At 70.2% G+C, this 11324-nt stretch carries 12 protein-coding genes and 2 pseudogenes; 4 read left to right on the top strand and 10 right to left on the bottom strand.

The genetic code is table 11. The annotated features are described in order from the left end of the window. Positions 1 to 235 precede the first annotated feature (235 nt). From ACZ7LV_RS31590 to ACZ7LV_RS31570, 5 genes are all read right to left on the bottom strand, one after another. Positions 236 to 427, bottom strand: a complete 192-nt coding sequence (locus tag ACZ7LV_RS31590) for a hypothetical protein (protein ID WP_007491133.1) — start codon at positions 425 to 427, stop codon at positions 236 to 238. Continuing rightward, positions 424 to 1977 carry a hypothetical protein gene (locus ACZ7LV_RS31585; protein WP_471944373.1) on the bottom strand — a complete coding sequence of 518 codons (1554 nt, stop codon included), beginning with the start codon at positions 1975 to 1977 and terminating at the stop codon, positions 424 to 426. The genes ACZ7LV_RS31590 and ACZ7LV_RS31585 overlap by 4 nt, the downstream gene beginning before the upstream one ends. Continuing rightward, positions 1974 to 2615, bottom strand: coding sequence for a WhiB family transcriptional regulator (locus tag ACZ7LV_RS31580; RefSeq protein WP_471944371.1), 642 nt, complete (start codon positions 2613 to 2615; stop codon positions 1974 to 1976). Before ACZ7LV_RS31580 ends, ACZ7LV_RS31585 begins: the two co-directional genes overlap by 4 nt. A gap of 160 nt (positions 2616 to 2775) precedes the next feature. Then, positions 2776 to 3486: a zinc finger domain-containing protein gene (locus tag ACZ7LV_RS31575; RefSeq protein WP_471944369.1), complete on the bottom strand. Its 711-nt coding sequence runs from the start codon at positions 3484 to 3486 to the stop codon at positions 2776 to 2778. A 2-nt stretch (positions 3487 to 3488) separates the two neighbouring features. Further along, the gene (locus ACZ7LV_RS31570) at positions 3489 to 4388 is read right to left on the bottom strand and encodes a helix-turn-helix domain-containing protein (RefSeq protein WP_471944367.1); all 900 of its coding nucleotides are present in this window, start codon (positions 4386 to 4388) and stop codon (positions 3489 to 3491) included. Between the two features lie 676 nt (positions 4389 to 5064). Between ACZ7LV_RS31570 and ACZ7LV_RS31565 the strand changes: the two genes are divergently transcribed. The 4 genes from ACZ7LV_RS31565 (at position 5065) to ACZ7LV_RS31550 (ending at position 8031) form a co-directional block, all read left to right on the top strand. Beyond that, positions 5065 to 5517 (top strand): helix-turn-helix domain-containing protein, encoded by a 453-nt coding sequence (locus tag ACZ7LV_RS31565; RefSeq protein ID WP_471944365.1) that lies wholly within the window; start codon positions 5065 to 5067, stop codon positions 5515 to 5517. 180 nt (positions 5518 to 5697) lie between these two features. Further along, positions 5698 to 6252, top strand: a complete 555-nt coding sequence (locus tag ACZ7LV_RS31560; protein WP_471944363.1) for a secondary metabolite protein — start codon at positions 5698 to 5700, stop codon at positions 6250 to 6252. Further along, positions 6249 to 7448 carry an MAB_1171c family putative transporter gene (locus ACZ7LV_RS31555; protein ID WP_471944361.1) on the top strand — a complete coding sequence of 400 codons (1200 nt, stop codon included), beginning with the start codon at positions 6249 to 6251 and terminating at the stop codon, positions 7446 to 7448. The genes ACZ7LV_RS31560 and ACZ7LV_RS31555 overlap by 4 nt, the downstream gene beginning before the upstream one ends. After that, positions 7438 to 8031: a hypothetical protein gene (locus ACZ7LV_RS31550; RefSeq protein ID WP_471944359.1), complete on the top strand. Its 594-nt coding sequence runs from the start codon at positions 7438 to 7440 to the stop codon at positions 8029 to 8031. Before ACZ7LV_RS31555 ends, ACZ7LV_RS31550 begins: the two co-directional genes overlap by 11 nt. A 97-nt stretch (positions 8032 to 8128) precedes the next feature. On the opposite strand, the gene ACZ7LV_RS31545 is transcribed toward ACZ7LV_RS31550, so the two are convergent. From ACZ7LV_RS31545 to ACZ7LV_RS31525, 5 genes and pseudogenes are all read right to left on the bottom strand, one after another. Then, entirely contained in the window at positions 8129 to 8980 is an 852-nt protein-coding gene (locus ACZ7LV_RS31545; RefSeq protein WP_471944630.1) for a phytanoyl-CoA dioxygenase family protein, read from the bottom strand. Further along, positions 8977 to 9413, bottom strand: a pseudogene (locus ACZ7LV_RS31540) (phosphoketolase family protein). Before ACZ7LV_RS31540 ends, ACZ7LV_RS31545 begins: the two are co-directional and overlap by 4 nt. A 133-nt stretch (positions 9414 to 9546) precedes the next feature. Then, positions 9547 to 9831 (bottom strand): annotated as a pseudogene (locus tag ACZ7LV_RS31535) (phosphoketolase family protein); the annotation flags it as partial. Then, entirely contained in the window at positions 9821 to 10474 is a 654-nt protein-coding gene (locus tag ACZ7LV_RS31530) for an L-threonylcarbamoyladenylate synthase (RefSeq protein WP_471944357.1), read from the bottom strand. The pseudogene ACZ7LV_RS31535 and the gene ACZ7LV_RS31530, both read right to left, overlap by 11 nt. A 130-nt stretch (positions 10475 to 10604) precedes the next feature. Further along, entirely contained in the window at positions 10605 to 11258 is a 654-nt protein-coding gene (locus ACZ7LV_RS31525) for a phytanoyl-CoA dioxygenase family protein (protein WP_471944355.1), read from the bottom strand. Positions 11259 to 11324: the final 66 nt, after the last annotated feature.

The following is an 11324-nucleotide window of genomic DNA, read 5'->3' as shown; positions in this document are numbered from 1 at the left end:
CGGACAGGTTTGTTGGGACGGTCCTGGACGAGCCGCTGTCCGGTCGGCGTGAGGACGACGGCGTGGAGGAGTTGCCGGCGGACCAGGACGTCCGCCCAGGCATCGGCTTCGGCGGTGGTGGGCCCGGAAAGGCGAGGGGGACGAGGAATCATGGCGTACCTCCTAGGAGGGGCGGTGGCCCGGCTTGAGCCGGGCCACCTTTACGGATACGGGCCTTAAGCTGGGGTTTGCCGGTTCAACCGCACTCGGGGCAGCGCCCGACGTGACTGTTGAGCGCGCGGGCCATCCGCTGTTTCGCCGAGGCAGCCTGCTTCGCACTGGACTTCGCCGCCGGCCTGCCCGCATGCCGCTCGGAGTGAGCGAGCATGAATCCGATCTCGCGCTCGTACTCCGCACGGACCGTCTTGAACTGGTGGCAGGTCTTCATCGGGCGGTGCTCCTCGTCGTCGTGATGTCCTCGTTCCGCAGCTCCTGGAGAACCAGGCCAAGTCGGTCGTTACCGACTCCCGTCAGACCCTGGCGGCGGATGATTTCGCGCAGCTGCACCCGAGTGATCGCGCTGTTGCCGTCCCGTTCGAGCAGGGCGGGAACATGGGGGCGCACCTCACGGACAAGCTGGCGCTCAGACTCACCCAGCTCGCGTGCCTGGCGCTCCGTCTGCGGAGAGCGGGACCGGGCACGCTTGTCCTTGTTCTTCGTCCGGGACGTCCTGGCCGGCTTCCGGCGAAGCGGGACCTTGTGACCTCGGTCCTGGGTGGTCTCGGTCCCGGACTGTGGGGCGGTCGGTCCTCGGTCCTGGGTGGTCTCGGTCCCCGACTTTGCGACGCCCGGCCCCCGATGAGAATCCGGGTCCTGAGCTGCTACTTCTCGCGTGGTGTGGTCGGTCCTCATGGCCGCTGCGTCCCGCGCTGCGGCTTCCGGACCGGCGAGTTCGGCCCCCGGGAGCGCACAGTCTTCAGAGGGCTTGGTTCCCGCGCCGATCTTGGCTTCCGGGTCCGCCAGCACGGGGACCGGTCCCCGAGAAGCCCTCGGTCCTTGGTCCCGGACCGGCTCGTCGGGACCGGGGACGGGGACCGGCACATTCGATGCCGGCTGTACGGGGACCGTGGCCGCCGATGCGCTGCTGTGCGCCGGGGACCAGGGAGAAGGGAGCGGGACCGTGGCGAGCGCCAGCGCGTGTCGCCGAGCGGCGAGCTGGTCGAGCAGCTGCGCCCGCTGGAGAGGGTCGGTGCCGACCGAAGCTCTGCCGACCGCCTTCGACAGGCGCCGCGTCAGCCGCCGGCCGCGACGGCTCTGCTGCTGCTCGGGTGTGCGCTCGGCGAGGCGGGCGGCGAGGGTGACCGCACGGGCGGTGGCCCGGTCCCGGGTGATCTGCGCGGCATCCCGGTCTCGCGCGGCGATGCCCAGGCGGGACAGCAGCCGCTCGCGTGCCTCCCGGCCCAGGACAGAGATCAGTCCGTTCGAGGCTGCACCCGGGGTGCGCAGGCGCAGTTCGATGCCCATGGCCAGGTGCCACAGCATCGCCGCCATGACCGGCCCGACGAAGGCGCGGACCGTGCCTCCGACGGGGCCGCTCTCGGCGTAGGCGGGGATCACCTGCACTGTGGTGATCACCCAGACCAGCGTGCCCGGCAGACCGGGGGCGCCCTGGACGGCGAGGTTCTGCCGTGCCATCAGCGCGGTGGCGAACAGGGCGAGTTCGGCGGCGGCGAACATGCCGGCGCGCTCGGCGGTGCCGGCCATGTCGAGGTAGTCGGCCGCGAAGCGCCAGCTGGTGTCGGCGCTGTAGGCGGTGCAGCCCAGGGCGGCGACGGCGGCGACCTTGACCGCCGGGCCGCCGAGACGTTTCTGCGAGCGGGTTCCCCGGCGCCGGATCGCCCAGGCGGTCAGCATGAGCGCGAGGGCGGCGGGCACGACGGCGGCGAGGAGGAGGGGGAGGTCCGAGGTAGCACCGAAGGCGAGGACAGGGTGGGTCATGCTGCCTTTCCGAGGGGTGCGTGCGCCGGGGTCGACGCCGCTGGGCGGCCTGTCGGCTGCTGAGTGCCGGGAGTTGCGGGCGCGGGGGTGCCCTTGGGCTTGGAGGTCTTCTTCCGCTTCTTCTTGGAGCGGGGCACGCCGTAGTTGCGGTCCCGGTCGAAGACCTTGTTGGCCGCTTGACGGAGCAGGTCGCGGGCGTGCTTGTGGCTGATCTGCAGGGCGGCGGCGAGCCGGTCGGGCTGCCAGCCGCGGACGTAGGCGTGGTCGATGGCTACCTGCCGCTCGGTCTCCGTCAGGTGCACGTCGCGGCCATGGAAGAAGGCGGTCACACGCCGGTAGTCCAGGCGCCGGTGCAGGTTGTCGTGCAGCGGGCGCCGCTCGGCTTCGGTGAGCCCGCCCCAGACGCCCTCCTTGAGGACGTTTTCCAGGGCGAAGTCCAGGCACGCGCGGCGTACGAGGCACCAGCCGCACAGCTCCTTGGCCTCCGCGATCTCCTCGTGATCCCGGGGGCCGGGGAAGAACACGGCGTCGGCGTCCTCGACGTCCATGCCGTGGCACGCTCCGCGGACGTGCCAGCTGGTGTCTGCGATGCCGCGCAGGCCGGTGGCCGGCGCGTCGTGGGTGGTGATGTGGCGCAAGGCGAGTCTCCGATGTGCTGCCACACCGGCCGGCTAGCGCAGTGCTTGGCGGGTGCGGCGTCGGGTGCCGGCTGCGGCGGGTGGGCGTGCGCCGCAGCCGGTGCGGGACGGTGAGGTTGCGGCGGTGCAGCGGACGGGATGCACGCGCCGGAGGCGCCGGTCAGGCCAGGGCGGGCTGCTGGGCCTGCTCGGTGTGCTGGGCCTGCTGGGCGGCGAGGTCCACACGGCCGGGGTGCGGGGTGGCGCGCGGCGTGATGGCGCGTACTCCGTCGTTGGGGCCGATCCGGCGGCGGCACGGCTCGCCGACCGGGGCCAAGCACCACTCGCATCGCACGCTCAGGGCGTCAGGCAGCCCCTGCGCGACGGCGGCTTCGCGTGCTGCCCGGGCGGGCCGGAACGGTGCGAGAGCGGCTCGGGCGGCGGGTGGTATGCAGGAGCCGATCTGGTCCAGCCGAGCCTGCAGCCTCGGGTTGATCTCCTCCTGGCTGCTGGTGATGGCCCGGGCCTGTGCGGGTTGCGCTATGCCGTTGGCGACGGCGTGGCGGGTGCCGACCAGCTCGGCGGTCCAGGCGGCCTGGTCGTCTGGGTCCGCGGACGGTGTGGGGTCGGAGTGGAGGGCCAGGCGGTTGCGCCGGTAGCTCTCCCAGGGGCGGACCACGTCCGCGGGCTGGATCTGGTACGGCGAGGCGCGGTAGTGCTGGCGGGCGGCGACGCGGGCGTCCCAGCCATGCGGGGTGGCCATCGGCACGTCACCGAGCAGCTCGTTCCACTGCGCGAGCTGGTCGCGGGCCTCGCCCTCGTCGGTGCGGATGCTGCGGGGGTCGAGCCTGCCGATGTAGGCCAGCAGGGCGGCGATTTCGCGGCGGTCCACGGTCAGCCCTCCGTTCCGGTCGGCTCGTCCAGGGCGGCGAGAAGGGCGGCGGTGTGCTTCTCGGCCCGCGTCATGCCACCGGGCGCGGCGGTGTTCTGGCCGGGCACGGCGTAGAGTTTCGGGCGGCTGGGGGCGTGCTCCCGGGTGATCCAGGCTCGCCAGTCGGCAGCCCAGGCTTCCGCCGGCCTCGGAGCATGGCCTGCTCGATGTGCACGCCACTTCGCGTCGGCGGCCTGCAGGCCCTGCTCGCCGAGGCGGTCGAGGTGTCCCTGCTGGCGGGCCCAGGTGTGGGTGGCGGGGTCGACCTGCCACTCGGCAGCCGAGGTGACCGCAGCACCACCACTACTGCTGTACCTCCGGTTCAAATCAGGTTCACTACGGTTCTGTGTGCCGGTGGCCGGTACATCGCTGTGCCGGTGGCCGGTACGCCGCTGTGCCGGTTTCCGCCTGGACCTGCCGGTTTCCGGTACTGCCGGTTTCCGGACCCTCGCGGGGGATTCCGGCACCTCAAGCGGGCGGATTCCGTACCGCCGCAGGACCGAGAGCCGGAGCTTCGCAGGACCAGCGGGCTCGTCCGGCGACGCCGTGTCACCCGCTTCCTCCCGCTGCTCGCGCAGCGCCTGGGCGACCGCTTCGGCGGCGAGCGGCAGGCGGTAGACCGTGCTCCGCTGCGGGCCCACCAGGTCGTCGAGCTGTTCCAGCTCGCCGGCGAGGACGAGGCGTTCGACGGCTTCGCGCACCGTGGAGACTGAGGCGTGCGTGCGCTTGGCCAGGCTGGACAGCGAGGCCCAGGAGATGCACTGATCGTCGGCCACCCGGTCGGCGATCGACAGCAGGACCAGACGCGCGGCCCCTCGGCTGGAGCTGTGCTCCCACACCCACTCGCGGGCTTCGCTGCTCATCGGCCGCTCCCGGCAAGCGGGCGGGAGTGGCGGCTCGCGGGGGCCGGGATGGTGCGGTCCGGCTCGGGGCGCTGAGGCGCCGAGGCGGAGCTAGCTGCCGCGCAGGCCGGACGGAAGGGCCTTTTGCGCAGGGCGGAGCGCATGCAAGAATCTCCTTTGGTGTTGCCACGCTGAGACGCCCCGTGGAAGGGATCAGCGTGGTGATGGTGGCGATCTCCGCCCTTGCCGGGGCGGTACAGCCGTTAAGCGTCCGGCGTCCGGGAGTTGCAGCTCTCGGGCGCCGTCGCTGTGTCCAGGGACCTATGAGGCCCGGAGGTTGTGCACGTCATTGGCTCCTGTGCTCGTCCATGCGGGCGGTCTGCCCGGCGGGGGACGACGAACATACGCACGGCTCCGCGTCAAGGTCCAGAGTTGGTTCTTAAACCCTGTAGAAGTCGCGTGAGCTGCTGCGACGAGGGTGGAGCGATCATGGGCGGTCCTAGCGCGTACGTAGGTCACGAAGGCCGGACAGGGACGCCCCCGCCGGTGCCGCAACACTTCAGTGAAGCTGTGATCGAAAACCTACGCCAAAGTGATCCCAGTCTGTCAACACTGAAGTGAAGCGTCTCGGTCTTTGGCCCTGAGAACTACACTGCAGTACAGTCCGGAGTCGCCGTCTAGATGAGAGGAGTCGGTGATGGTGGAGTCCAGTGGACCGGCGGAGGCGCCCGGTGGCGCGGCCGACGCTCGGCGCTCATTCGCCGACAAGCTCGACCACCTGTTCCAGACCGTGACGAACCCGGAGACCGGCAAGCGCTACACCAACGCCGAGGTCGCCCGGGCGATCTCCGTGTCCGAGAGCGCGATCTCGCAGCTGCGGACCGGGGCGAAGCCCAACCCCACCTATACGACGGTGGAACGACTTGCCGGCCACTTCCACGTCAAAGAGCAGTACTTCTTCTCGGACTACGACGCCGAGGAGGCCGAGAAGGTGCGCGCCTCCATGGAACTCATCGAGGCCGTAGCCGACAGCGACGTGCGCGGCCTTGCGCTTCGGGCCAACGGCCTCTCGGCGGACAGCTTGAGGATGATCACAGCTGTGATCAATCAGGCGCGACGGTGGGAAGGGCTCGACAAGCCCGAGCGGTGATGTGACCTCCCTCACCCGCGGGGCGGATTTGACTGGTATGCCGTACACGGTCCTTCAAGATCGCCTTGGGTAACCATCTGGACCTATGCAAAACTCCGCTAGAACCACGCGGAATGGTGGGTTCCGGTTAGCGCAGGCCGTGACAGCGCTCATTCGGGGGCTACAGCAAGGATCTCGTCCATGTTCAAGCGGCAATTTGCGCGCAGAGAGGCGCAGTTGAGGCGACTGTGTGAGGAGCAGTTGCGAGGGGTCGAGATATCCGATCCCTACGCGGTGGATGAAATATGCCGGCAGCTCGCCATCAAGCGTGGCCGCCCTCTGCACCTCCACGAATTGCCTGAGACCGGAGGGGCCAACGCTCCCTGTGGAATGGTTCTCTCGTTCGACCACGGGGATTACGTCTTTCACGTCGCCGCTACCAGCGAGCGGCATCGTGCGCAAATCGTGCGCCACGAGCTAGCGCACCTGCTGCTCGGGCATGCCGGGAGCAGCGAGAGCGTCGTCAAGTCTCTACTGGGAATCCTCCCTGACGGGGTCGACTCCTCTGCCGTGCTCTCCGCTCTCGGTCGGACGAGCTACGACAGCGAGACCGAGTACGACGCCGAGATGGCCGCCTCCTGCCTGGGGGAGCTCTTTCACGATCTTGCCCACTCGGGCCGAGAGCGCGGCCGGTCCGGCGCGGTGTCGCGGCTCGACGACGCGCTGGTCCACCCACGGAGGAACCGACGCTCATGAGCACACCCACCATCGTCGCCGGCGTCCTCTGGCTGGTGGCTCTGTGGCGACTGCCGTCCCTCCGGCACTCTCGCAAGCAGCGAAGCCTGGCGCTGACCCTGACGACTCTCGCGGCTGCCATGACGTTCGAGGTTCCGCAGGTCAAAGAGGCAGTCGATGCCGCCGTCGGTGCAGACGCCAGACTGTCGCCGCTGCTGAAGCACCTGCTCGGCGTTACCTCGGCGGTGTACCTGCTCGACTTCGTCATCGCAGTCGTTCGACCGCAGGGCCTGGCGCGTCGCACACGACTGGTGGCCGCCGGCGTGACGTTGCCCCTCATGCTTGCCTTCTACGCCTTGGCCAACTGGACGCCGGGAGGGCCGGTCAGGCTCGGAGAGGGCCGCGGTGCCCTCTTTCCTGTCCTCTACATGACGGTCTTCACGCTGTACATCGGCATCGCCATGGTCGTAGCGACATGGCTGTTCCTCGGCGGCGTACGCCACAGCCGGACTCTCCTTGGGAAGGCCGGCCTCGGATTTCTGGGCTTGGGAACCCTGCTCGGAGCCCTGTACGCCCTCCAGCGCATCGTTTTCGTGACGGTTCAGCTCGCCTCCGGCACCAGCTACCCAGACTTGGAGAACGTTCTCTCCACAACGCTCAAGCAGGCCACCGTCCTGTCGGTCGCACTTGGCGTCTGCTTGCCTCCTCTCTCTGTCGCCGTGGAGTACGTCGCGGCGTGGAGCACCCTGCGGAAGCTGCGTCCCCTCTGGGCGCAGCTCACGGAAGCAGCCCCGTACGTGGTGCTGACAACCTCCGTAGGCAGGCGGCGTATCCCCTTCCGGTTGGAGCGGTGCGTCATCGAGATCGAGGATGCCTGCCTGGCGCTTCGCGAGTACGTGTCAGTCGACATGTACGCAAAGGCTCGGAGGTTCGTCCGTCAAGAAGGGGTCGATGCGCAGCTCTCTGACGCAGTGGCGGAAGCCTGCTGGCTGCGTGCAGCCGTCCAGAGCGCGCGAAACGGGGAGCGACTGCGGGGAGTGGAATATCCACCTCTCGGCGTCACTGGCCGAGACAGAGCGAGCGAACTGTCATGGCTGCGCACTGTTGCCCGCGCGTACCTAACCTCGCCAGTCGTTTCCGAATTCGTCCGACAAGAACAGTCGTCCATTTCCCACGAGCAGGGCGCTTCGGAAAGGATCTCCTCACATGACAACTGATGTCCGCCCGAGCGAATCGCGGCTGGCCCGCCGCATTACAGACTGGCTTGAGCCGAAGAACTGGATCATCGCTGTCACGCTGCTGGTCGGCTGGCACACCGCACAATGGACAGGTGTTGCCTGGGGCGTGGTCGGCGCCCTCTTCGCGGCCGTGGTCCCGATCACCTTCATCAAGTACGGCATTCGCAAAGGCCATTGGGGCGACAGACACGTCGGAGCGAAGCCAGCACGGCTAGTCGTGATGGCCGTCATCCTGCTCTCAGTAGCCACCGGCATCGTCCTGATGCTTGTCGCGGGGGCGCCGCGCACCATGGTTGCCCTCATCGTCTCGATGCTCGTGACGCTCGCGATCCTCACCGCAATCACCTTCGCCTGGAAGATCTCCGTCCACCAGGCCGTGTCCGCAGGTGCCTGCGCGATGCTCGTGCAGACCTACGGCCCGTGGATGGCCCTGGGCTTCCTGTTGGTCGTCGTCGTCGGCTGGTCCCGCGTCGAGCTGCGCGACCACACACGCAACCAAGTGATCGCAGGCACCATCCTCGGCACCATCGTGGCCGCAGCCGTCTTCCACCTGGCGCGCTGATCCGAGGGAGGGGCGTGGTTGAGGGCGACCGCTACGCATCTCAGACCCGCCGTCCGTTGTTCCGGTGTCACTAAGGCTCCGCCGAAGGTTGCAGAGGCTAAGCAGACGTGGACGTCCACGGGCGGGATTCCCACCATGAGCGGATGGAGGCGGCTCCGCTGCCCTTGGCGAGGGATCCGTCCGGGTGGCGGTCGGGCACTCCCAGCAGCTGCTGCTCGATCGGGGTGAGGGTGGGGTCTTTCCGTAGGTCGGTGGCGGGGTCGTCGACGGGGTGGAGCCATCGGTACCCGTATTGCAGCATGAGGGCGATGCGGGGGCGGCCGGAGAAGTTGATGCCTCCGGTGTGCCACGTCCGGTTCTCGAACAGGACTGCGTCGGTTCCGGCAATGTCGGGCGTAACAGCGCCGGGCGGGTCGATGGCGCCGGCGGGGACGACGGGTTCTTCGGTGAGGCGGTGGCTGCCAGGGAAAAACATCGTCAGCCCGCAGTCGGGAGTGACGGGGGTGAGGTAGTGGGCCGCTTTGATGGCCATGCGGGGGGTGTGGGGGAAGCCAAGGTCGGCGGTGACGCCGTACATGTCGCGATGCCAGCCGTGGCGCTCGGGGATGCGGATGGTGCGGGGCTGGCCGCTGGGCAGGGCGATGAGGTGGGCGGAGAGCAGGTGGATGTTGGGGCTGAGGAGCTGGACGACGGTGGGCAGGACGGCCGGGTTGGCGAGGAGCGGGAGGAAGGCGCGGTCGAGGGTGAGGCATCCGCGGAAGCCGTCCTTGCCGTCGCCTCCTCGGTCGCGGCCCTGGGTGATGTTGCTGGCCAGCAGCTTCTCGGCGGCGGTCAGGAGCCGGTCTCGGAGGTCCTGGGTGATCGCGTCGCGGATGACCGCGTACCCGTCGCGGTCGAAGGCGTCGATGGTGCCGGCGTCGGGGGCGGCGGGCGGGAGCGGGGTGCTCATGGGACCGGTGTCTCCTTCGGGGTGTCGGGGAGGGTGATGGCGAGCTTCCACAGGCCGACTTCGTCGAGGCCGCAGAGGCGGCGGAGGTGTTCCTGGGAGACGGGGCGGCCGGGGTCGCGGTAGCCGAGGACGGCGAGCCGGGCCCCGGGGTGGCGGCGGCCGAGGAGGGCGTGGATGTCGGCGGGGTGTCCGCTGGTGGCCAGGATGATCGGCGCCCGGGTGCCGAAGTGGCGGGCGAACGCGTCCGGGTCGAGGGCGAGGGGGCGGTGCCGTTCTCGTCGAGGGCCGTGAGGTCGTGGACGTGGATGTACCGCAGGCGCAGGCCGGGGCGTTCGGCGCGCAGCCGCCGGGCGAGGGTGGTCAGGGCCTCGGCGGGCAGGTCGCCGGCGGAGGCGAGGATCAGGCCGGGCTCGCCAGGGCCGGGGTGGGTCAGGTGGGGCCAGATCGCGATCCCGTGCCGCAGCTCCTCGTCGACGGTCTCCAGCGGGTGCTGGAGGTGCGTGTGTTTGCCGGCGACAGTGGGCGCGGCCGAGTCGGCCGGTGAGGTAGGCGTGGGCGAGGGCGGAGGGCCCGGCGTGCCCGGCGCCGTGCAGGACGTGCAGGTCGTAGCCGTCGGGGACGGCCGCCTGGAGCGGTCCCAGGGCGGCGAGCATCCGGTTGACGGGCGGGCACACCCCCCAGTGCCCGGCCGGCCGGGGCTTGATGTCGGCCGGGGTCAGCGGTCGGGCCAGGAGCGGGTTGTCGCGCAGGTAGAGCTGGGCGAGGCAGAGGTAGTCGAGCGCGTCGGCGACGGCGGCCACCGACGCGTCGGGCACCAGGCGGTTCGTGCGGCGGGCGAGGTCAGCCCACATGCGGTCCTCCCTGCCGGGTGAGGGCGGCTTCGACGGCGCGGGCGTGGACGGTGCCCTCCCGCTCCAGGCGGGCCGGGGCGCCCGCGGGGCAGTCGACGATGGTCATGTGCCGGCCGTGCGGGCAGATCCCGCCGTCGACGACCGCGGCGATCCCGGCCCCCGCGGTCCCCTCGAAGGCGACGACCTGGGCGGCGGTGAGCGCCGGGTGGTCCCTCTCGCCGGCGGCGGGGGTGGAGATGCTGCACACGGCGGCGGCGAGCGGTTCGCCGGCCAGGGCGACGAGGCGGCCCAGGATCCCGTCGGGGCATCCGGCGAGCGCCGGGGAGCCGACCGCCGCGACGGTCTCCGCGTCCTGCTTCCACAGAAGGCGCAGCGCGAGGTCCCCCGGCCACAGGGCGCCGGCCAGCAGACGGGCATCGGCGCTCAGGTCGAACAGGTCCTCGGCCGTGATGAAAGAGTCGAGCAGGAGCAGCAGCGGCTTGTCAGTGGGGCGCTGCTTGGCGCGGAAGACCGCGTCCGTGGCGGCCGGTTCGGCGGCGTGGGCACAGAGCATGTACCAGCGCGGGGTGGGCACGGCGACCACCCGCCCGGCGGCCAGGAGCCGGGCGGCGGCGGGGAGCTGGTCGGGGGTGAGGACATCCACGGTGCTCCGCCCCTTCAAGCGGTGCCGAGGCGGGCGCGGTCGGCGAGCGCCGGGTACTCCAGCCACGGGTTCGACAGGGCGGCCAGGGCGAGGTCGGGGTGCTGGGTGTGTTGGATACGGAAGTACGCCATCACCCTCGGATGCTGCTGGTGTTGATGCCGACGCGGTGCGGGACGAGGTGGTGCATCACGATCACGTCGCCGGGCTCGGCGGTGAAGGCGGTGCCGTCCTGGGCGTCTATGTCGTCGGTGGTCTGGGCCGGCTGTCCCAGGACCCAGTCCGTGGCGAAGTAGCGGGCCATCCAGTGGTGCCCGCCGGGCACGTAGTGCAGAGCGCCGGCGTCCGCGGTGGCGCTCCCGTCCAGGACGACGCCGATGATGAAGGTGAACGTGCGCAGGTCGGACGGTTCCAGGTGAGGGCAGGAGACGCCGTCGACGTGCATCGCCTTCACCGGCTGCTCGGCGCCGTGCGGCAGCCGGATCTGGATCTGCGTCCGGGTGACCGGGGCGATGCACGAGGGCCGCAGCAGGTACTCGGCCAGCTCCACCAACCCACTGTGCTGGTAGAGGGCGAGGAGGTGGGGGTGCTCTTCCAGCTCCGGGGCGAAGCTGCGTTCGGTGTAGGCGGTGAGCCACGCGGGGTCGTACGCCTCGGTCAGCCAGCCGCCGACGAGGTCACGGGCCCGGGACAGGACGTCGCCGTGGACCAGGCCACGGCGTATGAGGACGCCGTCGTTGACGAACAGACTCTGATCGTCGTCGCTCCATATCTCGGGTCGGGGCACGGTGGATCTCCTTCCGGAAGAACGGGACAGGGCCGGGGCGGGAAGGTGGCCGCCCCGGCGAAGAGG

The sequence above is a fragment of the Streptomyces sp. NPDC107562 genome, assembly GCF_055657325.1.
The sequence above is the reverse complement of the archived record's forward strand: the minus strand, read 5'-3'. Positions and strand labels throughout refer to the sequence as shown.

Bases quoted from the DNA above. Each gene is read 5' to 3' on its own strand.
- ACZ7LV_RS31590 (WP_007491133.1), bottom strand. From the start codon at position 427: ATGAAGACCTGCCACCAGTTCAAGACGGTCCGTGCGGAGTACGAGCGC.
- ACZ7LV_RS31585 (WP_471944373.1), bottom strand. From the start codon at position 1,977: ATGACCCACCCTGTCCTCGCCTTCGGTGCTACCTCGGACCTCCCCCTC.
- ACZ7LV_RS31570 (WP_471944367.1), bottom strand. From the start codon at position 4,388: ATGAGCAGCGAAGCCCGCGAGTGGGTGTGGGAGCACAGCTCCAGCCGA.
- ACZ7LV_RS31565 (WP_471944365.1), top strand. From the start codon at position 5,065: ATGGTGGAGTCCAGTGGACCGGCGGAGGCGCCCGGTGGCGCGGCCGAC.
- ACZ7LV_RS31560 (WP_471944363.1), top strand. From the start codon at position 5,698: ATGTTCAAGCGGCAATTTGCGCGCAGAGAGGCGCAGTTGAGGCGACTG.
- ACZ7LV_RS31555 (WP_471944361.1), top strand. From the start codon at position 6,249: ATGAGCACACCCACCATCGTCGCCGGCGTCCTCTGGCTGGTGGCTCTG.
- ACZ7LV_RS31550 (WP_471944359.1), top strand. From the start codon at position 7,438: ATGACAACTGATGTCCGCCCGAGCGAATCGCGGCTGGCCCGCCGCATT.
- ACZ7LV_RS31545 (WP_471944630.1), bottom strand. From the start codon at position 8,980: ATGAGCACCCCGCTCCCGCCCGCCGCCCCCGACGCCGGCACCATCGAC.